Annotated in this window: 18 protein-coding genes; 7 read left to right on the forward strand and 11 right to left on the reverse strand. The window is 66.0% G+C overall.

The genetic code is table 11. The annotated features are described in order from the left end of the window. Positions 1–98: 98 nt before the first annotated feature. Positions 99–1,076, reverse strand: coding sequence for a helix-turn-helix transcriptional regulator (locus M1D40_RS10325; protein ID WP_461168769.1), 978 nt, complete (start codon positions 1,074–1,076; stop codon positions 99–101). 106 nt (positions 1,077–1,182) lie between these two features. On the opposite strand from M1D40_RS10325, the gene M1D40_RS10330 reads away from it, so the two are divergent. Continuing rightward, on the forward strand, positions 1,183–1,608 hold the full coding sequence (locus M1D40_RS10330) for a VOC family protein (protein WP_461168770.1): 426 nt from the start codon (positions 1,183–1,185) through the stop codon (positions 1,606–1,608). On the opposite strand, the gene M1D40_RS10335 is transcribed toward M1D40_RS10330, so the two are convergent. Then, entirely contained in the window at positions 1,605–2,537 is a 933-nt protein-coding gene (locus M1D40_RS10335; protein WP_461168771.1) for an AlkA N-terminal domain-containing protein, read from the reverse strand. The two genes, M1D40_RS10330 and M1D40_RS10335, sit on opposite strands and share 4 nt — an antisense overlap. 149 nt (positions 2,538–2,686) lie before the next feature. Here M1D40_RS10335 and M1D40_RS10340 point away from each other — a divergent pair, with 149 nt between their 5' ends. Continuing rightward, positions 2,687–3,691, forward strand: a complete 1,005-nt coding sequence (locus M1D40_RS10340; protein WP_461168772.1) for an aldo/keto reductase family protein — start codon at positions 2,687–2,689, stop codon at positions 3,689–3,691. Between the two features lie 56 nt (positions 3,692–3,747). On the opposite strand, the gene M1D40_RS10345 is transcribed toward M1D40_RS10340, so the two are convergent. From M1D40_RS10345 to M1D40_RS10380, 8 genes are all read right to left on the reverse strand, one after another. After that, the gene (locus M1D40_RS10345; RefSeq protein WP_461168773.1) at positions 3,748–4,662 is read right to left on the reverse strand and encodes an ROK family protein; all 915 of its coding nucleotides are present in this window, start codon (positions 4,660–4,662) and stop codon (positions 3,748–3,750) included. Beyond that, entirely contained in the window at positions 4,659–7,397 is a 2,739-nt protein-coding gene (locus M1D40_RS10350) for a glycoside hydrolase family 2 protein (RefSeq protein WP_461168774.1), read from the reverse strand. Before M1D40_RS10350 ends, M1D40_RS10345 begins: the two co-directional genes overlap by 4 nt. Before the next feature lie 101 nt (positions 7,398–7,498). Further along, positions 7,499–8,290 carry an ABC transporter ATP-binding protein gene (locus M1D40_RS10355; RefSeq protein ID WP_461168775.1) on the reverse strand — a complete coding sequence of 264 codons (792 nt, stop codon included), beginning with the start codon at positions 8,288–8,290 and terminating at the stop codon, positions 7,499–7,501. Further along, the gene (locus tag M1D40_RS10360; protein WP_341395101.1) at positions 8,287–9,111 is read right to left on the reverse strand and encodes an ABC transporter ATP-binding protein; all 825 of its coding nucleotides are present in this window, start codon (positions 9,109–9,111) and stop codon (positions 8,287–8,289) included. Before M1D40_RS10360 ends, M1D40_RS10355 begins: the two co-directional genes overlap by 4 nt. A gap of 110 nt (positions 9,112–9,221) precedes the next feature. Then, positions 9,222–10,181 (reverse strand): ABC transporter permease, encoded by a 960-nt coding sequence (locus tag M1D40_RS10365; RefSeq protein WP_461168776.1) that lies wholly within the window; start codon positions 10,179–10,181, stop codon positions 9,222–9,224. 10 nt (positions 10,182–10,191) lie between these two features. After that, the gene (locus tag M1D40_RS10370; RefSeq protein WP_341395060.1) at positions 10,192–11,181 is read right to left on the reverse strand and encodes an ABC transporter permease; all 990 of its coding nucleotides are present in this window, start codon (positions 11,179–11,181) and stop codon (positions 10,192–10,194) included. A gap of 77 nt (positions 11,182–11,258) precedes the next feature. Beyond that, positions 11,259–12,965, reverse strand: coding sequence for an ABC transporter substrate-binding protein (locus M1D40_RS10375; RefSeq protein WP_341395059.1), 1,707 nt, complete (start codon positions 12,963–12,965; stop codon positions 11,259–11,261). Between the two features lie 168 nt (positions 12,966–13,133). Next, the gene (locus tag M1D40_RS10380; protein ID WP_461168777.1) at positions 13,134–15,377 is read right to left on the reverse strand and encodes an alpha-galactosidase; all 2,244 of its coding nucleotides are present in this window, start codon (positions 15,375–15,377) and stop codon (positions 13,134–13,136) included. Positions 15,378–15,467: 90 nt separating this feature from the next. On the opposite strand from M1D40_RS10380, the gene M1D40_RS10385 reads away from it, so the two are divergent. The 5 genes from M1D40_RS10385 to M1D40_RS10405 all read left to right on the forward strand — a co-directional run bounded on the left by M1D40_RS10385 (position 15,468) and on the right by M1D40_RS10405 (position 19,465). After that, on the forward strand, positions 15,468–16,097 hold the full coding sequence (locus tag M1D40_RS10385) for an SGNH/GDSL hydrolase family protein (protein ID WP_461168778.1): 630 nt from the start codon (positions 15,468–15,470) through the stop codon (positions 16,095–16,097). A 48-nt stretch (positions 16,098–16,145) separates the two neighbouring features. Next, positions 16,146–17,357: an ROK family transcriptional regulator gene (locus M1D40_RS10390; protein WP_341395056.1), complete on the forward strand. Its 1,212-nt coding sequence runs from the start codon at positions 16,146–16,148 to the stop codon at positions 17,355–17,357. Positions 17,358–17,432: 75 nt separating this feature from the next. Next, positions 17,433–18,254 carry an SDR family oxidoreductase gene (locus M1D40_RS10395; protein ID WP_461168779.1) on the forward strand — a complete coding sequence of 274 codons (822 nt, stop codon included), beginning with the start codon at positions 17,433–17,435 and terminating at the stop codon, positions 18,252–18,254. 20 nt (positions 18,255–18,274) lie between these two features. Continuing rightward, positions 18,275–18,799 (forward strand): NUDIX hydrolase, encoded by a 525-nt coding sequence (locus M1D40_RS10400; RefSeq protein WP_461168780.1) that lies wholly within the window; start codon positions 18,275–18,277, stop codon positions 18,797–18,799. A 210-nt stretch (positions 18,800–19,009) separates the two neighbouring features. Beyond that, positions 19,010–19,465 carry a hypothetical protein gene (locus M1D40_RS10405; protein ID WP_461168781.1) on the forward strand — a complete coding sequence of 152 codons (456 nt, stop codon included), beginning with the start codon at positions 19,010–19,012 and terminating at the stop codon, positions 19,463–19,465. 101 nt (positions 19,466–19,566) lie between these two features. Here the strand turns inward: M1D40_RS10405 and bsh are convergent, their stop codons facing one another. Then, positions 19,567–20,514 carry a choloylglycine hydrolase gene (bsh, locus tag M1D40_RS10410; RefSeq protein WP_341395052.1) on the reverse strand — a complete coding sequence of 316 codons (948 nt, stop codon included), beginning with the start codon at positions 20,512–20,514 and terminating at the stop codon, positions 19,567–19,569. Positions 20,515–20,566 lie beyond the last annotated feature (52 nt).

The following is a 20,566-nucleotide window of genomic DNA, read 5'->3' on the forward strand; positions in this document are numbered from 1 at the left end:
GGGGTTAGGGAAGGGCCAGCGGGGTTAGGGAAGGGCCAGCGGGGTTTGGGAAGGGCCAGCGGGGTTTGGGAGCGTGTGGGCTCTGGGACCTGCGGGGGCTAGAGACCAGGCCGGGTGCCGGCAGCAGCTGCCGCGAAACGGTCCGCCAGCCGGCTGAATGCTGCTGTCAGCTCGGGCGGGGACTCGACGTAGATGTCGGCGTCGAACCGCCCGAGGGACGCGGCGAGCGCCTCCCAGGACCAGGATCCGGACGTCAGCCGGCACCGGTCCGCACCCAGGGGTTCAACGCTCCCGTCCCCGGCAAACGGCAGCACCTCGTGGGCCGGAAGCAACAGAATGACGGTGCCCCGGCACGGCCAGGCGTTTTCCTCAGCTGACCCGCGAAACCTTGCCCGGACAAAATCATGCACGTTGCCGCCGGGAACCGTGCGTTCGGCAAAGCGCGGACCGGTAGGGACATGCGGAGTGACCCGGTCAGCCCGGAAAATCCGCCAGTTCCCGCGCTCGAGGTCCCAGGCGACGAGATACCAGCGTCCGCGGGAGGCCACCAGGTGGTGCGGTTCCACCCGCCGGCGGTGCAGTGGACCTGCCCGCTCCGCATAGTCGAACCGCAGCACCTCGCGTGCACGGATGGAAGCGGACAGGGCCAGCAGGACCCCCGGCGCTGCCTGCGCGGTTCCCTCCCGACGGGCGGGAAGGGTGGTGAAACGGAGCGAGTCGAGGCGGCGACGCAGGCGCGAGGGCATTACCTGGCTAATTGTCGCCAGCGCACGGCCGGCTGCTTCCTCAATGCCCGCACCCGTAGACGTTGCGCTCCGCAGCGCGACCGCCAGCGCGATCACCTGGTCATCGTCGAAAAGAAGCGGCGGGAGCTCGGCTCCGGCATCGAGCCGGTAGCCGCCGTGCGGTCCCTTCACCGCCCGGATGGCATACCCCAGTTCCCGGAGCCGGTCCACGTCACGGCGGACAGTGCGGTGGCTGATGTCCAGACGCTCGGCCAGGACCTCGCCGGGCCACTCGCGGCGCGCCTGCAGGAGGGAGAGCAGCATCAGCAGGCGCGAAGTTGTCGACGGCATGTTTTTGATACTAGGCGGAATAGAGGACGGAAATAGACCTCTACTGGGAGAAGAGTGGCTGTTGCCGGAGAAATTCCCCGGCCTGCAAGCACTCAGGAGAACAACCATGAGCGTCACCACCACTCCCCATCTCAATTTCCGCGGCGAAGCCCGGGAGGCCCTCGAGTTTTACACTTCCGTGTTCGGCGGGCAGCTCCTGGTCATCAGCAACCAGGATGCCGGCAGCACGGAACGCCCGGAGGAGGCGGACCAGGTTAAGTTCGGCCAGGTGACCGGCGTAAACGGGTTCCGGGTCATGGCCTACGATGTGCCGGCAAGCGTCCCCCTCGACCGGGGCGACAAGCCCTTCTTCGTGTCGGTGCGGGCCGATTCGGAGCAGGAGGTTTCGGAACTCTGGGACCGCCTGGCGGAAGGATCAACCATCGTGGCCGACCTCGCGCCGTCGGCGTTCTCCCCCGCCTACGGAATGCTGGCGGACCGCTTCGGCGTCGTCTGGGTACTGGACGTTGCCGTGGCCTACGACCCGGCCTAGGCAGCCTGCCACAGGTGCATCGCCGCGTAGGAGCGCCACGGCGCCCAGTCCCCCGCGCGGTCGGCAAGGACCCGGTGTGCTGCCGCTTTGCCAATGCCTTCCTCCAGCACCCCTGCCGCCTTCGCACCCGCAACAAGGGCAACGTCTCCGGTGAGCCACGCATCTGAATCGCCGAGTACGCGCATGGCTATGTAGGCCGCGGTCCAGGGGCCGATCCGCGGACGGGAAAGCAGCCGGGCACGCAGAATGTCTGGATCCGTCCCCGCCTGCACATCCAGTTCCCCGCTCGCCAGATCCCGTGCCGCAGCGATCACGGCACGGACTGCCTGTCCGGGCAGCCGGAGCGGACGGTCCGGGTCCGGCTGCCCGCCCGGGACGGGCTCCGGCACCCGGGCGAGGATGTCAGCCGGTGCGGGAAACAGGCGGTCCAGGCCGGGGAATGCGGAAGCGAAGGGAGCCCCGGCCTCCGTCGTGAGGCGGCTGAGGTGGGTCCGGGCGGCAGCCACGGAGATTTGCTGGCCCACGAGCGCGCGCACCACCAGTTCGTGCGGATCAACGGCTCCGGGGACCCGGATCCCCGGGGTGCGCTCCACCAGCGGGGCAAGCGCGGGATCGGCCGACAGTGCGGTGTCGACGGCGGAGGGATCGGCGCCGAGGTCCAGCAGGCGCCGCACCCGCTGCAGTGCGTGCTCGGCATCGGCGGGCGAGGCCAGTTCCAGCTGCACGCTCAGCTCCCAGCCTCCGCCGGCGGCAGCAGCAGCGATGCTGATTGCTCCCGGCCCGTGCGGAAGCGAAAGCGTGCGGGCGTACCGCAGTTCTTCCGGGTCGCTGAGCTCCGCGGTCTCCACCCCGCGTACCGCGCGGACCGCCAGGAACCGGAAGATCCCCGGCGCGTCAAAGGGTTGCCGGACGGGCAGGTTGATTATCACCGCTCCAGTACAGCATGGCGGAAAGATCTGCCTGACCGGCTTAGTCCTGCAGACACTGCGTAGCGAACACAGGATCCGAAACCTTTGACCGAATTGCAAAGCTGCCTTAGTTTTGCTCGTACACGTCATTCGAAGAGAGAGCGCAGCAGATGGAACACAGGTACCTCGGCAACAGCGGACTTAAAATCTCCGAAATCATTTACGGCAACTGGCTGACCCACGGCTCCCAGGTGGAGAACGACGTCGCTGCCTCCTGTGTGCGGGCGGCGCTCGACGCCGGCATCAGCACTTTCGACACCGCCGACGCTTACGCCAACACCATTGCGGAGGGAGTCCTGGGCGCGGCGCTGAAGAATGAACGCCGCGAGTCCCTGGAGATTCTCACCAAGGTGTACTGGCCCACCGGTCCGGGCGGCCACAATGACTCCGGCCTGTCCCGCAAGCACATCATGGAGTCCATCAACGGCTCCCTGCAGCGGCTGCAGACTGATTACGTCGACCTGTACCAGGCCCACCGGTACGACTACGAGACGCCGCTGGAGGAAACGATGCAGGCGTTCGCCGACGTCGTGCGCCAGGGCAAGGCCCTGTACATCGGCGTCAGCGAATGGAACGCCGAGCAGCTCCGCGCCGGCCAGGACCTTGCCCGGCAGCTCGGCTTCGCGCTGATTTCCAACCAGCCGCAGTACAACATGCTGTGGCGGGTCATCGAAGCCGACGTCGTGCCGGCCTCCGAGGAACTGGGCATCTCCCAGATCGTCTTCTCCCCGATGGCGCAGGGAGTGCTCAGCGGCAAGTACAAGCCCGGCGCCGAGCTTCCCGAAGGCAGCCGTGCCACGGACGCCAAGGGCGGGGCGAAGATGATCGGCCGCTGGATGGATGACGAGGTCCTGGCCGGGGTGCAGAAGCTTCAGCCCATTGCCGACGAGACGGGCCTGACCATGGGGCAGCTGGCTGTGGCCTGGGTTCTGCAGAACCCCAATGTGGCCGGCGCCATCATCGGTGCGTCCCGGCCGGAGCAGGTCACGTCCAACGTGCTGGCCGCCGGCGTTGAACTCAAGCCGGACGTGCTGGCCCGCATCGACGAGGCTGTGGGGGAACTTGCGGAACGGGATCCGGCGAAGACCCAGTCGCCGGAGTCCCGTCCGTCCTAGCTGCTAAATCCTGCTCACTACTCTGAGGGCCGGGTCTTTGATTCCAGACCCGGCTCTCAGACTGCGCTCAGCGGAGCCCTGTTTCCTGCCAAATCATGGGCAAGATACAGGGCTCCGTGCACGCCGGCCAGATCCGCGAGCGCCGGACTGCAGATGTAGCCGCTGTCGGGACGGGTCAGCGGATGCCCTTCCAAAGCCCCGCCCACGACTTCCGCAAGCTGCTCCCGGGAGGCCTGCAGCAGGCCGGGAAGCTTCAGGACGCCGCCTCCGAGGATGATGCGGTCGGGAGCAACGGTGTAGGTAACGGCAGCCAGCAGCTGGGCCAGATAGAAGCTCAGCAGGGGCACGGCTTCCCGCTGCAGGGCGCCGAGCTGTTCCCCGGGGCGGCCCCAGCGGGCGCGGACGGCCGGTCCGGATGCCAGTCCTTCGAGGCAGTCACCGTGGAACGGACAGGTTCCGGGGAAGTCATCGCCGGGATACCGGCGCACCGGCAGATGCCCCATTTCAGGATGGCTGCGCTGCAGGAACGGAACTCCGTCGGCAGCGAAACCGGCGCCAACCCCCGTACCGACCGTCACGTACGCCACGTTCCGCAGACCCGCTCCCGCCCCCGACCGCTGCTCCCCCACGGCGGAGCCTGTCACATCGGTAACCACCTGCAGCGGCATGGCATCCCCCAGGCCCAGGGCACGGGGAATGTCGGTGTTGCGCCATCCAGCTTTGGGAGTGGACGTGATCCACCCGTAGGACGGCGAGGAGCTGTCCACGTTGACCGGGCCAAACGCGGCCAGGCCGACGGCCTCCAGCACACCTGCCGAGGCGTAGCCGTCCAGGAAGGACCGCACCGCGCCCAGGGTCTCAGCCGGAGAGGTAGTGGGAATCCGAAGCCGGTCCACAATGGTGCCGGGTGCGCCGGTCTCGGCAACGGCGCAGATGACTTTAGTACCCCCGGTCTCGATCCCCGCGATCACAGCGGCCGTCCCAGGGATCCCGCCGGCACTGCCGCACCCGCCGGCACTGCCGCACCCGCATCCGCACCTGCACCGTGGGCGACCCCGTCCGGCTCCGGGGCGCTGTCTCCGATGCTGCGCAGCACCGGCCAGGCACCTGCCGACGGCGGCGCAGTGAGCAGCGCCCCGCCGTCGCGCCGCGAGACGGTGAAGGTTACCGATTCTCCGGGCAGGAGGGTGCGCATCATGTCATCGACCTGCAGCAGCGAAGCCGGAACATCCAGGTCAGCGGCCAGCCGGTCAGCAAAGAGGCAGAGATCGCGCAGCAGCGTTTCAGCCCGGACCGTCACCTGCAGCGCACCCCCGGAGAGCTCCACCGAGGACTCAAAGCGCGGAGTTTTCGTGTCGAAGGCCGCATCCGGCACAAAGAACCACAGAGCCCGCTGCTCCTGTCCGGCAGAACCATAGTCGGCCACCAGGAATTCTTCTCCCCCGTTCCCGGAAGACGCCAGCACGGAGTCAAGCTGCACTCGGGACGTTGAATCGGCAGCCGTCTCCAGCCGGTAGTGTCCGCTCGCCACTTCGGTGCCGTCGACACGCAGCCGCCGGACGCGTATCTCGGCCTGCCAGGGCCCGGTGCCGTCATTGACGGCCACGAGTTCCAGTCCGCCGGTTCCGGCGGGATCGTCCGTGCCTCCCGGGGTTACGGGCACAATGGTCACCAGTTCCGGAGCGAAAGAACGCCGCAGCCCGTAGAACACCGGCTTTTCGATTCCGGCGCCGTCCACAGCGGACCAGCTGAGTACGGGCCAGCAGTCGTTCAGCTGCCAGATCACCACGCCGGCGCAGCGCTCGCGGGAGCGCAGCCATTCCGCACCCGCGCTCTGCGACCGGGCCTGGACCACCTGGGTCAGGTAATGCCAGTCCTCCGCCGTGTCCGGAGTACCGAAGTAGGGCTCCAACCCGCGGGCGAGCTTTTCCATGCCGCGGTCGGCACGCATATGGTGGGCCACCTGCGGGTTGTCCGGCAGCAGCTCCCCCTCCGTCACCGAGGCCCGCAGCGTGCTCCATGCCGGAGGTGCGCACCAGCCCATTTCGGAGACAAAGGCCGGGTCGACGTCGCGGTAGTGAGCGTAGTCCTGGTCATTCCAGACGGTCCAGATGTGCACCGGACCGCTGGCCGGATCGTTGGGATGGATGTCAAGGGACCCTGACCAGGGACTGTTCGGCAGGTAGGGCCGGCCGGGGTCCACCCGGTCGATGACGCCGGGGAGGATCTCGGTGTAAAACCTTGCACCCCACGGCCGGCCCTGCAGGATCTCCCGCCATCCCCAGTCGTAGTCGCCCCAGACACACTCGTTGCCGCCGCACCACAGCACCAGGCTCGGATGTGCCGCCAGCCGGGCCACGGCCTGTTCGGCTTCCAGGGTAACGCTGGCCACCATCTCCGGTGATTCGTCATAGGCGCTGCAGGCGAAGAGGAAATCGTGCCAGACCATCAGGCCGCGTTCATCGCAGCCGTCCATGAAGGCCTCGGTGGAGAAATAGCCGCCGCCCCAGACGCGCAGCAGGTTGGCGCCGCCGTCGACCGCCTGGTCCAGCCGCCGGCCGAGCCTCTCATCCGTCACTTCGGCAATGAACGGGTCCTCCGGGATCCAGTTGTAGCCGCGGATCCGCACCCGCCGGCCGTTGACCACAATCGCCCACCCGGTGCCGCCCCCGGCTGGGCTCTCATCAATCTGAACGGTGCGCAGGCCCACCCGCCGGCTGTCCGCGGCCAGCACGCCGCCGTCGTCGTGCACCACCTTGACGCTGAGCCCGTACAGGGGCTGCGCGCCGAGTCCCGCCGGCCACCACAGGCGCGGTTCGGCGACGGTCAGCTCAAGTGACGTGTCGCCGGCCGAGTTCACCGGGACGGCGGTGCGAGCGGCTTCCTTGCCGTCGGGATCCGTCAGCACTGCGGCCAGGGTCAGCCCGGACGGTGCGGTGCCCGGAAGAATGTCCGCAAGGTCAATTCCGACAGTGACCCGCACGTGCGCCGGAGCGGCGCCACCGCTGCCGTCCGCAGATTCAGCGACGGCGAGTTCGACGGCGGGACGCACCGACTCGATCCTGGCCCGGGACCAGGTCTCAAGCCGGATGGGCTGCCAGATTCCCGCGGTGATGTAGTGCGGTCCCCAGTCCCAGCCGAAGTTGCAGGCACTCTTGCGGACGTAGGCGTAGGGCTCGTCGTAGGGCCGCGGAAGTTCGCCGACCGCGCGCTGGCATTCGTGCGCCGCATCCCAGGCGGAGCCGAAAGTAATCGCCAGGACATTCTCGCCGGCAACCAGGCGGTCACTGACATCCCAGCGCCAGCCGACATGCTGGTCCGAGGTGCGGGCGATTTCCTGTCCGTTCAGGCGGACGACGGCGAACGTGTCCAGCCCTTCCGCCACCAGGTCCGTCCGGGGCTCCGGCGATCCGGCCGTTTCCGGGGTTCCGGGCATTTCAGGGGTTCCGGGCCAGGTGAAGGTGCGGCTGTATGTCCAGGTGGAGTGCCCGATCCAGTACTGGTCCAGCTCACCGAAGCCGGTATCCGGATCCTTGAGCAGGCCCGCCGCCATCAGGTCGGTGTGGACCTGTCCGGGCACGGTGGCTGCCAGCGGCGTTCCGCGGCGGGCATAGGCGGGGGTGTCCTCGGGGCCGTCCTGCCAGATCAGGTCCCACGGACCGCTGAGGTCCAGGGATGCGTGGTGGGCGGTGCGGGAGGGTGTCATGGTCGAAGCTCCAAACGGTGTTCAGGGATGGGATGCAGAGGGCCGGCCGACTCAGACGGGCAGAGGGCCGGCCGAATCAGGCGGGCAGAGGGCTGACCGAATCAGGCGTTCAGGCGTTTTTCCGGGTTGGGTGCCGCTTCAGCCAGCAGCTGCGTGTACTCGTGACGGGGATTGAGGATGACGTCGTCCGCGGGTCCCCGCTCGACAATTTCGCCTTTGAACATCACCAGGATGTCGTCCGAGAAGTGCCGTGCGGTTGCCAGATCGTGCGTGATGTAGAAGACGCCCAGGTTCTCTTCGCGCTGCAGGTCCGCCAGCAGATTCAGGACGCCGAGCCGGATGGAGACATCCAGCATCGACACCGGTTCATCAGCCACCAGGATGCGCGGTTCAGGTGCCAGGGCCCGGGCGATCGCAATGCGCTGGCGCTGTCCGCCCGAGAGCTCATGCGGTTTGCGCTCCGCCATATCCGGCTCGAGCCGTACCCGTTCCAGCAGGCGGTGCACGCCGGCCATGACCTCCTCGCGGCCTGACGCCTTGCCGTGCAGGATCAAGGGTCGCCCCAGATGGTGGGCAATGGTGTGATACGGGTTCAGCGACGCAAAAGGGTCCTGGAAAACCATCTGGACGTCGCTGCGGTACTGCTTCAGCCCTGCACCGCGGCGGACAACGGGGGTTCCGTCCAGAACGATCTGCCCCGATGTCGGTTTTTCCAGCTGCATCAGCAGTTTTGCGAGCGTTGACTTGCCGCTCCCGCTTTGGCCGACCAGGGCCACGGTACGTCCGGTTTCGATCGAAAAGCTGACGTGGTTGACGGCGGTAAGCACCCGGGAGTGCCGCCCGTCCCGCAGCCGGTATTCCTTGACCAGGTCCCGGACTTCGAGGACGCTCATCGCTGCACTCCGCTCTCATGGTCGGTGACGGTTCCGCGGACAAAGCCGCCGCGTTCGCCGGTAAGGCTTGGAAAGGACGCCAGCAGCGTGCGCGTGTAGTCGTGCTGCGGATTGGTGTAGAGCTCCACGGCATCACCAAGTTCCACGATTTCGCCTTCACGCATCACCGCTATGCGGTCGCTGATTTCCAGCAGCAGCGGCAGGTCATGGGTGATGAAAATGACGGCGAAGCCCAGCTCTTCCCGCAGCCGGGTGATCTCGCGCAGGATTTCCCGCTGGACCACGACATCCAGGGCGGTGGTCGGCTCGTCCATGATCATCACCTGCGGATCCAGCGCCATTGCCATGGCAATCATGACGCGCTGGCGCATCCCGCCGGACAGCTCATGCGGATAGGACAGAAGCCGCGAGCGGTCCACGCCCACGCGTTCGAGCAGTTCCGCGCATTTCTCCCGGCGGTCCTTTTTGGACATGTCAGGCCGATGCGTGGTGAAGATGTCTTCCATCTGTGCCCGGATGGAGATGACCGGGTTCAGGGAGTTCATGGCCCCCTGGAAGACCATCGAGATCTTGTCCCAGCGAAAGGCCCGGAGCTCCTCGCCCGACAGTTCTGCCAGATCGATGCTGTAGCCCTCCCGCGAATGGAAGGACGCGCCGCCTCCGGTGATGACGGCCGGAGGCTTCAGGAGACGGTTGATTCCGTAGGCGAGGGTGGATTTGCCGCATCCGCTTTCGCCGGCGAGGCCCAGGATTTCGCCCCGTCCGAGGGTCAGGGTCACGTTCCGTACGGCGCGGACGGTCCGTTCACCCTGGTATTCAATGCTGAAGTCCTCGACCGTGAGGACCGGGTGGCTGCGGGCTTCCGCGGCACGGACAGTGCGGGTGGCGGGTCCTGGCCGGGTTTCCGCTATATTCACGGGCTGGTCGATGCTCACAGGGCACCCTCCTTGTCAGCCAGGCGGAGCTGGGCCTTGGAAACGTTCCACTTGCGGCGGGTGGCCCGCGTTTGGGCCCGGAGCTTGGGATTGATGATCTCGTCGATCGAGAAGTTGATCAGCGAGAGGGCTGCCCCGAACGCCGCGATCAGCAGTCCCGGCGGCACGAACCACCACCAGGCCCCGAGCCGCAGGGCCAGCCCGTTCTGGGCGTAAAACAGCATGGTGCCCCAAGTGAAGGAACCGGATGCGCCGAGGCCGAGGAAGGACAGGCCCGCTTCGCCCAGGATCGCGAAGATGACGGCGAAAACAGCTTGGGACGCCAGCAGCGGAATCAGGTTGGGCAGAATTTCGACGCCCAGGATCCGCCAGAACTTTTCACCGGAGACCCGGGCGGCAGCAACGTAGTCGCGGTTGCGGACGCTGAGGGTGAACCCGCGCAGCACACGGGCCGAACCGGCCCATCCGGTGATGGCGAGGACCACTGCCACCAGGTAAATGCTTTTGTCCGGGACGTAGCTGGAGATGATGATGACCAGGGGAAGGCCCGGGATCACCAGCATGACGTTGCTGAACAGCGAGAATGATTCATCCAGCCATCCGCCGGCGTAGGCACCGACAATTCCGAAAATTGCGGACAGCAGTACTGTGAGCACGCCTACGATCAGCCCGATGGTCAGGGATCCGCGGGTCGCATACGCCAGTTGGGCGAAAACGTCCTGCCCGGTCTGCGTGGTGCCCAGGATAAAACCGTCGCCGGGACCGGAGAGGCCGATGTTGTTGACCCTGGACGGGTCGCCCACCAGCATCGGTCCGAAGAGCCCGAATGCTGTGATGGCACCGGCGATAATCAGCCCGGCGGCAAGCTTGGGTGTCATGGGAGGGAAGGCCCGCTTGGGCCGGGTACTGCGTGCCGCGGCAGCTGCGACGTCAGGATCCTGCGTGGTGCTGGTCATGGCCGGCCTTTCAGCTTCGCGCCCGGGTGCGGGGATCAATGATGGTGTAGAGCAGGTCGACGAGCAGATTTGCTCCAAGCACCGAGAGGGTAATGACGAGGAAGACGCCCTGCATCAGGGAGTAGTCGTTGCTGCTGACGGCGTTCAGCAGCGCCGAGCCAATGCCCGGGTAGGAGAACACTGCTTCGGTGACGATGGATCCGGCAACCACGAACCCCAGGGAGATCGCGAAGCCCGCCACTGACGGCAGGACCGCGTTCCGCGCCGCGTACGCCGTCATGATCCGCCGCGGGCGCAGTCCTTTGGCTTCGGCGGTGAGGATGTAGTCATCGGAGAGGGTGGAGACCATCATGTTGCGCATTCCCAGCATCCAGCCGCCCACCGAGGAGATCACGATGGTCAGGGCCGGCAGCGTGCCGTAGTAAATCAGGCTGCCGATGAACTCCCAGGACCATCCGGGCGAGGTGGTGTAGACGTTGTAGCCGCCGTTGAGGGGGAACAGCTGCCAGGTGCTGCCCAGCAGGAACAGCAGGATCAGGGCCAGCCAGAAGTAGGGCACGGACTGGAACATGGTGGTGACGGGAATGAAATTATCCAGCCACGAACCGCGCTTCCAGCCGGCCAGCATTCCCAGGCCGACGCCGATGACAAAGGAAATGAGCGTGGCGATGCCGATCAGCCCGATCGTCCAGGGCAGCGTCTGCCCGATGACGTCGGCAACCGAGGCGGGGAAGTACGCCACCGAGACGCCCAGGTCCAGGGAGAAAATCTTGCCCAGGTACTCGAAGTACTGCACGGGCAGGGAAGCCTGGGAGTTGGTGCCGAGGAGCAGCTCGATGGCTTCCCGGGCTTCAGGGCTCACCGGGCCCCGCTGGGCGAGTTTGGTCAGCATCATGTCCACGGGATTTCCGGGCATCAGGCGGGGAAGGAAGAAGTTCAGGGTGAGGGCGGCCCAGAAAGCCACCAGGTAGAACCCGATCTTTTGAAGGATGTATCGCATTACCACTACTTTCTGCAGCAGGAAGGGAGGGTCCGTGCTGTTGCCGGTCCTGTCAGGGACCGGCAACAGCCCGAGGGTTACTTCTGCGCAGGAGTGAGGTTCTTCAGAACAATTCCGTTGTCCCAGGCCTTCCAGGAGGCGGGAAGAGCGTAGGTGTCCTCTTCACTGGGCCAGCCGGTGGCCCGGTCGGTGTTGAACTCCGACAGCATGGAGTTCACGTAGATCGGGATGTAGGGCAGGTCCGTGGCGATCTGCTCCTGGATGAGCGCGTACTGCTCTTTCTGGGCTGCCTCGTCGTTGGTGGCCCGGGCTACGGAGATGGCCTCGTTGACAACCGGGTTGTCGTAACGGGCCGCATTGCCGGCAATGGCGGATTCGCCGACAGGCGTAGTGTTCTGGACGTTGTACCACTTCTCGTACGTGAAGTACGGGTTGTTGGACGGCTGCAGTCCAATCGAGTCCAGCGAGAGCTGGAACTGTCCCAGCGTCTGGTTGCTGTTCCACTCGTTGTAGGTCACCTGGGTGGGCTTCAGTTCAATGCCAACCTCGGCCAGCTGCTGGGTCAGGGCATCATTGATGGAGATGTAGTCGCTCCAGCCGGAAACGGTTTGAATGCTCAGGCTCAGGCGCTCGCCGTCCTTGGTGCGAATTCCGTCGCTGCCCTTGGCCCATCCCGCTGCCTCGAGGACCTTCTCGGCTTCGGACGCGTTGGCGCTTTGCGGCACTTCCTTCAGTTCAGGATTGGAGATCCATTTGGCGTCGCGCTCGGGCAGCACCATGACGGGAGATGCCGGCTCAGCGAAGCCGCCCCCTGCCAGCTGGTTCAGCTGTTCCCGGTCCATGGCAAGGTGGATCGCCTGACGGACGGCTTGGTCGGTCTGCGGCCCCTCGCATCCCAGGGCCTCATTGGCGCAGGTAAAGATGGACGTCATCATTGCCGGAGTGTTCACGTAGGAGAGGTTTTCATTGTCCTTCAGGATGGTTTCCAGACCCGGCAGGAAGGAGCTCATCCAGTCAATCTGCCCGTCCAGGAGGGCACCGGTTGCGGCGTCGGCCGACTCGAGGGCGATGTACCGCACTTCCTGGATTTCGGGTTTCCCCTCTTCCCAGTACTGATCGTTCTTTTCCATCAGATAGCTCTGCGCCGTAAAGTCCTTGACCTTGTACGGCCCGGTTCCCACCGGATCCGAGTTGATCTCAGTGATCGGATCGGCCACGTCCTTCCAAATGTGTTCCGGCACGATGCCGCGGTTGCCCAGCACGCTGGGCTCCTGCATGAATGAATTCTCAGGGAACGTCAGGACAACGGTGTTCGTGTCTGTTGCCTCTGCGGTGGCCGAGAGCCCCGTCGTGTTCAGCTCGGGGGTTTCACTGACCAGGTTGAAGGTGAACGCGACGTCCTCGGCCGTGAAGTCTTCGCCGTCGGACCACTTCACTCCTTCGCGGGTGGTGATGGTCAGCTCGGTGCCCGCCTCGTTCCACTCGTAGGCTGTGCCCAGGAGCGGGGTCGGATCTTCCTCGACCGCGGCGTTGAACCAGAACAGCGGTTCAAACACGACGCCCAGGGTTGGCTGCAGGGCTGTGGTGGAGAACGGATTGAAGTTCTCCGTGATGGTGCCGGTGGAGCCGTTGAACACAGTGATGGAGGAGACCGCGTCATCAGCGGATCCTCCGCCGCCGGAGGCGCAGCCGGTCAGGACCAGAGCCGTGGAGCCCACGATGGCAGCGGCAGCCAGCCCCAGCCGTTTCCGCGCCGGACGCCTGCCTGAAAATTTGAAGGACATCGTTGTACCTTTCGAGATTCGGACGGCCGGTGCGCCGCCGGGATGTGAGGTTCACCACAAACTGAACCGCTGGGTACTTTCTTAGGCGACTTTATTAGGCGAGTCAAGGAACTCCGGGCGATTGCTCGGTTTATTTCCTTGCCGTTGATTTATTTGCCGCAGCCTTATCTACTGGCCGCCGCCCGCTGAGCCGCTGGCGACGGCCTCCAGGTGGAGCAGCACGGCCTGTTCCGGAAGAAGCGCCGGTACTTGGATTCCCGCTTCTCCGAGGACGCGTCCGCTGAGCACCGTCCCGTCTCCCTGCTGCCAGGGCGGCGCTCCGCTGCCGGGCAGCGGGCCCGGCCCGATCTGCCGGAGCCGGTACCGGAGGCCGTGATCCAGGCCCGGGAGCCGCACGGCGCCGGGCGGCCAGGTGACGGGTCGGGACAGCAGGGACAGGGCGAACACCGCCTCGGTGCGGTCCGGGCCGATTACCCCGGCGATGGACAGTTCGTCTCCCGGATGATCGCTGCGGACGGTACGTCCGCTGTGCAGCAGGGGTCGAAGCTGCTTGTGGACGCGGACCCAGGCTGCCAGTTCCGCGAGATCCGCTTCCGGCAGGTCATTGATGTTCCACTCGATGCCAAAGTGGCCGAACATTGCCGCCACGGCACGGAAGGAGAGGCCGTGGGTGCGCCCGGTTGTGTGCGAGCGCGGGCTTCCCACATGGGAGCCGGTCAGTTCCGGGGGAACCAGTTGGGCGGTCCAGCGCATAATTCCCAGCCGTTCCAGCGGGTCAATGCAATCACTGGCCCAAATCCGGTCTGTCCGTTCCAGGATTCCCAGATCCACCCGCGCTCCCCCGGAGGAGCAGGATTCGATTTCCAGTCCCGGATGCTCACGCTTCAGGGCATCGATCAGCCGGTAGACGGCTTCCGTCTGCAGGTGCACCTGCGGAGCGCCGGTGGAAGCGGAACCGGCATCCACCAGGTCCCGGTTGTGGTCCCATTTGAGGTAATCGAGCCGGTACTCCCGGACGAGGGCGCTGATGCACCCGAAGATGTAGTCGTACGCCTGAGGCACGGCGAGGTTCAACACCTGCTGGCGGCGCGCCTCCATGGGCATCCTGCCCCCGGTCTGGAGGATCCATTCCGGGTGGGCCCGGGCCAGGTCGGAGTCCGGGTTCACCATTTCCGGTTCAACCCACAGGCCGAACTGCAGGCCCAGTTCCCGCACCCGTGCAACCAGGGGATGCAGTCCCTGCGGCCATACACCGGTATCCACCGTCCAGTCCCCCAGCCCGGCGCTGTCACTGCGCCTGCCGCGGAACCACCCGTCGTCGAGCACATAGCGTTCGACGCCCACCCGGGCGGCCCGCTCAGCGAGTTCCAGCAGCGGCGGCAGCCGGTGGTCGAAGTACACGGCTTCCCACACGTTCAGGGTTACCGGGCGCGGAGCAGCCGGATGGTGGGGGCGTGAGCGCAGCCAGTCATGAAAGCGTGCCGCCTGGGCGTCCAGCCCGTCCCCGTAGGCGAAGTACAGCCACGGGGTGGCATAGCGTTCCCCTGCCGCGAGGCTGATTTCCCCGGGCAGGAGCAGTTCTCCCCCGGCCAGCACCGTCCGCCCGCTTGCCGTCCGCTCCAGGTAGGAGACGTGGTTTCCGCTGAAGCCCACGTGCAGACCCCAGGTGTCGCCGCTGCGGAAGCCGAATCCGCGGGTTCCCGCGGTCAGGACAGTTGCTGCGTCGGCTCCGGTGCGACCCCGCCGGGATTCACGCAGGTGCGTGCCGACGGTCAGTGCGCGGCGCTGCGGAACCCGCTCCTTGGCCCATCTGCCGGCGAGGTCCAGGACCTCAGCCGCCACCGGGGGCACCGGCAGGGCAAGGACCAGCTGCTCGAGCTCATACTCATCGGAGTGCAGGTTAGTGACGGCCGCCCTCGCCCTGAGCATTCCGGACGGGGTCAGCCGGAGTTCGATCTCCAGGGCAAGGCCGGCATCCGGATCAGAACCGCGGGCAGTCAGGCGTCCTCCGGCCGCGTGCTCCCTTCCACCCGGGCCGTCGCCGTGCACGTCATGTCCCGGAACCTCGCCGCGCACGGTGTTCTGTCCCGGGCCGTCGCCGTGCACCACCTCGTATTCCATCCCGCCGAAGGCCGGAGACCAGGAACGGCCGCCGCTGCGGTGTCCCCGCAGGCCGGGAGCTCCCATCCACCCGGCGGCATGTTCAGGCACGACGCTGAGCCGCACGGGCTGGTCCGTGGTGTTATCCGGCAGCGGCACCATTTCAAGCGCCAGTGCGCCAAGCTCCGCCGTCGAACACTCACCGAGGTCCGCGCCCCAGTGAATGACGGCGGGCAGGCCGTCGGCCGGACAGTCGAGGACAACGCTGACGCCGTTGGCGCGGAAGTGGACAATGCGGGAGGAAGCAGGCATGGGCGCTCATTTCGGTGCGGGATAGGCAAGGGTTAGTTTGAAGACTAAAGTAAGTGATCTGAGTTACACCACCATCCCGAGGAGAAACCCATGACAGCTGCGACACCGCTTTTTGAAGGGCGCCGCCTGGTGTTTGCGGGCGACAGCGTCACCGACTGCGGCAGGCGTGAAGGGGCCGGAGGCGGCATGGGAGACGGTTATGTCCGCAGCTTGGCCGAAAGTGCACATCTTTCCGGGACGGCCGTTGTTAACCGCGGCGTCGGCGGTGACCGCGTTGAGGACCTCGCAAGGCGCTGGGATGCCGATGTACTTGGCGAATCCCCGCACGCCGTGTCCGTCATGATCGGAATCAATGACACATGGCGGCGATACGACGCCGGCCAGGAAACGGATCAAGCCACTTTCCTGGCCAGGTACCGGGCGTTGCTGGAGCGGCTGGCACCGGACACCGAACTGGTGCTCATGGAACCGTTCCTGCTGCCCGTGAATGCCGAACAGCAGGCCTGGCGGCAGGACCTCGACCCCAAAATTGCCTGCGTCCGCCGGCTGGCCAAGGAATTCGGGGCGGCGCTTGTCCGCACCGACGAGATCCTGACTGCAATGGTTGCGGCAGGTGCGCCGCCCGAGTCCCTTGCCCGCGACGGCGTTCATCCCACGCCTCAGGGCCATGCAGCGATTGCCGGTGCCTGGCTGGAAGCGGTGTCCGCCCCTAGAGGGTAACGGCCGCTGCCGCGCCGTTTGTCCATCCGCCTGACAAAGGACCAGACCGTGAACCAAACCCGCCCCCGTGAATCATCACGCGGGAAAATCCTCGACCTTATCCGGGTTTCCGGACCGGTCAGCCGCGTGGAACTCGCCGACATGACCGGCCTGACGCAGGCCACCATCTCCACGGCAGTACGTTCCCTGCTCAATGACGGCGTGGTCCTCGAGGCCGGACGCGGCGAGTCCACCGGAGGTAAGCCGCGGATGCTCCTGGAGCTGAACCCCGTCTCCAGGCTGGGACTTGGCGTTCACATCGGGCAGGACTACATCACCTATGTGGTGGCGGACCTGAGCGGGCGCGTGGTCGGCCGCCGCCGGGTCAGCGGGCCCGGTGATGCGTCACCCATGGCTGTAGTCAGCCGCATCACCGAAGACATTGAGCGCCTGTTTGACGCGCTGTCCGTGGACCGCAGGACCGTGGTCGGAATGGGGCTTGCCGCGCCCGGGCCCCTGGACCGCACAGCCGGAGCCATGATTGGTGCGCCGTCGTTCCGGGAGTGGACCGACTTCCCGCTGCGGCGGGCCCTGTCCACGACCACCGGGCTGCACTGCGAGTTCGACAATGACGCCACCGCCGCTGCCATCGGGGAATTCTGGCTCGGAGCCACGGCCGGCTACACCAGCTACGCCTCGGTGTACATGGGCTCCGGGATCGGCGCCGGGATTGTCATGGACGGCACCATCTATCAGGGCGTCAGTTCCAATGTCGGGGAAATCGGACATGTCAGTGTTGATGCCAACGGGCTCCCCTGCCCCTGCGGAAACATCGGCTGCCTGGAACTGTACGCAAGCCCGCAGGTAGTTGTTGCCCAGGCTGCGGACGCCGTCGCCCGCGGTGAACTCGTGCTGCCGCTGACCGGAATAGTCTCCGAGGATTTCGCCGCCGTGGGTACCGCAGCGAACGACGGCGACCCGGTGGCTCTGCGGCTGATCGCCCGGTCGGCCGAGTACGTGGCAAGCGCCGTTATTTCCATGGTCAATCTGCTGGACCTGCAGCTCATCGTCCTCGCCGGCAGCGCTTTCTCCACCGCCGGATCCTTTTACGTCGACACCATTTCCTCCGCCCTGGACAAGCGTGCCATGGCCCGTGCCATCCACCCGGTGGAGGTGCGCATGTCCGTCAACGGCAACGATGCCGCCGCACTCGGCGCTGCCACGCTGGTGCTGCAGGACCGTCTCTCACCGCGGACACTGCGATCGGTGTCCATTGCCTGAACCTGCACGGGCGGACCGGCGTTCAAAAAGTGCTGCCCTGCCCGTACACACGCCTCACATCCCGGAGGAACACACATGAGCTTGCCCTTGGCCACTCCCCTTCCGCTGGCCGGCCGGACCGCCGTCATTACCGGCGTCAGCCGCAGGAAGGGCATCGGCTATGCCGTTGCCTCCCGGCTGGCACGTCTGGGTGCCAGCCTGTACCTGGCCCACTACTCGCCCCACGACGCTGAGCAGCCGTGGGGCGCAGACCCGGTTGACGACGTCGTCGCTGCACTGCGCGAACAACTGGCGGACGGAGCGCGGCTGGCCCACGGGAGCACCGATCTGATGGCGGCCGACGGCGCCGCCGGGGTCATCGACGCCGCCGTGGCTGCCCTGGGGCACCTGGACATCCTGATCTGCAATCACGCCCGCAGCGGCGGTGACGGTCCGCTGGCGGAGATGACCGCGGAAAAACTGGATGCGCACTGGCAGGTTAATACGCGTTCAACGCTGCTGCTGACCCGAAGCTTCGCCATGCAGCACGACGGACGAACCGGCGGCAGGGTCATCTGGATGACGTCCGGCCAGATCAACGGCGGGGTGATGGAGAACGAAATCGCCTATGCCGCCTCTAAAGCTGCCCTCGCCGGCATCACCCCGTCCGTGGCGGCCGACCTGATCCGCAGCGGAATTGTCCTCAATACCGTGAACCCGGGTCCCGTGAACACCGGATATCTGGACCTGGATACTGCCGACCGGCCTCCCGAGGTTCTGGCGGAGGTCCTGTCCCGCTTTCCCGGCGGACGGTTCGGCGAACCGGACGATCCGGCGCGCCTGATTGCCTGGCTCGTGAGCGATGAGGGCCGATGGATGGTCGGCCAGGTGCTGACCAGCGACGGCGGTTTCCGCTGAGCGCCTGAGCGGCTGGCGCAATGAGTGACGGGGACGAGTGGTGGGACATCGTGGACGCCGGGGGGACACCGACCGGTGCCGTCTTCCGCAGGGGTGCGCCGCAGTGGCCGGCCGGAGGTTTCCACCTGATTGCAGCGGTCTGTGTGCAGCGCGAAGACGGAACGGTTCTGCTGACCCGGCGTGCCGCCGGCAAGGAGTTTGCCTTCGGATGGGAATTTCCGGGCGGCAGTGCGCTGGCCGGCGAGTCGAGCCGTAATGCGGCGAGCAGGGAACTGCGGGAGGAGACGGGACTGGATGCGGAGCCGTCGGGGCTGGAGTTGATCGGGAGATTCACTGAGACCTCGGCTCTCCTGGATTTCTACGTCGCGCGCGCGGGACCCGCCTTGGAGGTGACACTGCAGGCCAGCGAGGTCATGACTGCCGAGTGGGTGGCACCGGAGGAGGTCGTTCGGCGTCTGGCCGCGGGTGCCATGGCCGCGCCCTGGGCGGCTCGCCTGAACTGTCTGTGGCCGTCAATCAGGCATGCGCTCACTAGGACGCCCTGAACGATAGGGAGCCCTGAACGATACGGCGCCCTGAACGATATGGCGCACTGAACGATATGGCGCACTGAACGATAGGGAGCCCTGAACGATGTGGCTCACTGAACATGCCCCGGGCAAGGGGAAGGAGCACTTCCGCTGAACCTTTCCCGCCGGTGCCGCGTGTGCCACTATGAGCCCCACAACACTTTGGCTGGTGCAAGGGGGGACGCGATGTTGAAAAACCGGGGTGCCGTGGCCGCCGTTCTTCTCACACTGCTTGTCGGAGCCTGCTCGGCAGGCACCCCGGCAGAGCCTTCCACTGACGGCCTTCCGTCATACGCCTCGCTGGAGGAAGCCCGGCAGGCCGTGTCCGGGCAGCTCGACTGCCGGGAAAATCCGCCCCCGCCCACGGCCGTCATGGGAAGCAACGGGCAAATACCCGCCGAATCAGTGAAGTGCACCCAAACCGTGGAAATCTTCCACTTTGACACCCCTGATGCGCGGGACGAGGCCTACACGCTGATGGCCGGCGCCGGGGAATCCGAAGGCTCCGTCTACTTCGCGGAGGGCAAAAACTGGTTTGTTGTCGACTACTACGAGGTGGGGGTTGGCTCAGCAGATCCCGAACCGCTGGACCTCTCAGCTTTGTCCGAACCCCTCGGCACCCGGTTCACCGAGGTGAAGTGAGGTGAAGTGAGGGCCGCACACCTGCCGTGAGTTGAACCTGCCGTCAAGTGAAGCTGCCGTTAAGCGAGCCCGCCGTCAAGCGTACTGGCCGTGCTGCACGGCTAGACAACCACCAGGTCCGTTCCGCTCGGCTCATGGTCGGCCATGGCAACGCTGCGGACCGCCGGGTCGTCGTACGTGTTCCAGTAGTAGGTCATGGTCCGGGACGAGTAGAGCCCGGTGTAGGTGGTCTTCTCAAACTCGCCCGAGCCCATGGCCGCGCTCCCCTCCACCATCGCGACCCCCTGCAGGGTGTGGAACGCACGGCTGACGTTCTCCTCTTCGGTTGTCTTGGGCGGGTAGTGCGCGTGGACGTACGCTGCCCGTACAAACCGGGACGGCGAGTAGTAGTCCCCGGGGATGCCCCGCATGAGCGACCCGGAACCGAACGGGGTCAGGTGCGCCTGGTTGAGCACTACCTCCTCCGGGAAGTCAGGCGAGGTGTTCAGGTAGTTGCGCAGGTTCTCGTGGTGCCAGCCGAAACCGGGCTGGTTGGCCAGGACGTCAACGTCGTCGTGGAAGACATGCATGCCGTCGGCCGTGTACTCCACAACGATCGAGCGCGTCGAGTCGCCGATTAACCAGTGCAGCAGCGAGCTGGGGTACTTCTCGTTGATTGGCCTGTCGACAATCACAACATCAGCGAGCGCTGCCTCGACCTCATCAACGGTGGAGAACTGGGAGGCCACCCAGAGCGGAAACTCGAACGCGGCGACGTTCGTCGCGCCCTCGACAGGTGCCGGAGCGTACTGCGCGTACCCCGGGAAGTTCAGGCCGCCCACGGCCAGGCCTGCGTCATTGCCGCAGTCGAAGTAGAGGGGGGTGTCCTCCTCCACGATGCCCATGCCGATAACGGCGTACTGAATCTTCGGCACCGCTCCGAAGGGCGACTTGGTGGCGTACCCGGTGGGTGTCAGCACCACCCGTTCCCCGAAGTCGGACGTCCAGTCGAGGTTGCGGGCGAAATAGAGGTTGCCGCTGCCGTCCGTGAACCTGATGCCTGTGCACATATTGATGCTCCCTGGTTAAGGCGGAGTGCTGGAGGACCTTCCCCTGCCCGCA

This window comes from Arthrobacter sp. Z1-15 (assembly GCF_054792395.1).

Excerpts from the sequence above, each read along its gene's own strand:
- M1D40_RS10395 (WP_461168779.1), top strand. The coding sequence starts at position 17,433 with ATGAGCTTGCCCTTGGCCACTCCCCTTCCGCTGGCCGGCCGGACCGCC.
- M1D40_RS10370 (WP_341395060.1), bottom strand. The coding sequence starts at position 11,181 with ATGCGATACATCCTTCAAAAGATCGGGTTCTACCTGGTGGCTTTCTGG.
- M1D40_RS10325 (WP_461168769.1), bottom strand. The coding sequence starts at position 1,076 with ATGCCGTCGACAACTTCGCGCCTGCTGATGCTGCTCTCCCTCCTGCAG.
- M1D40_RS10380 (WP_461168777.1), bottom strand. The coding sequence starts at position 15,377 with ATGCCTGCTTCCTCCCGCATTGTCCACTTCCGCGCCAACGGCGTCAGC.
- M1D40_RS10405 (WP_461168781.1), top strand. The coding sequence starts at position 19,010 with ATGTTGAAAAACCGGGGTGCCGTGGCCGCCGTTCTTCTCACACTGCTT.
- M1D40_RS10400 (WP_461168780.1), top strand. The coding sequence starts at position 18,275 with ATGAGTGACGGGGACGAGTGGTGGGACATCGTGGACGCCGGGGGGACA.
- M1D40_RS10385 (WP_461168778.1), top strand. The coding sequence starts at position 15,468 with ATGACAGCTGCGACACCGCTTTTTGAAGGGCGCCGCCTGGTGTTTGCG.
- bsh (WP_341395052.1), bottom strand. The coding sequence starts at position 20,514 with ATGTGCACAGGCATCAGGTTCACGGACGGCAGCGGCAACCTCTATTTC.
- M1D40_RS10365 (WP_461168776.1), bottom strand. The coding sequence starts at position 10,181 with ATGACCAGCACCACGCAGGATCCTGACGTCGCAGCTGCCGCGGCACGC.
- M1D40_RS10350 (WP_461168774.1), bottom strand. The coding sequence starts at position 7,397 with ATGACACCCTCCCGCACCGCCCACCACGCATCCCTGGACCTCAGCGGT.
- M1D40_RS10330 (WP_461168770.1), top strand. The coding sequence starts at position 1,183 with ATGAGCGTCACCACCACTCCCCATCTCAATTTCCGCGGCGAAGCCCGG.
- M1D40_RS10355 (WP_461168775.1), bottom strand. The coding sequence starts at position 8,290 with ATGAGCGTCCTCGAAGTCCGGGACCTGGTCAAGGAATACCGGCTGCGG.
- M1D40_RS10340 (WP_461168772.1), top strand. The coding sequence starts at position 2,687 with ATGGAACACAGGTACCTCGGCAACAGCGGACTTAAAATCTCCGAAATC.
- M1D40_RS10375 (WP_341395059.1), bottom strand. The coding sequence starts at position 12,965 with ATGTCCTTCAAATTTTCAGGCAGGCGTCCGGCGCGGAAACGGCTGGGG.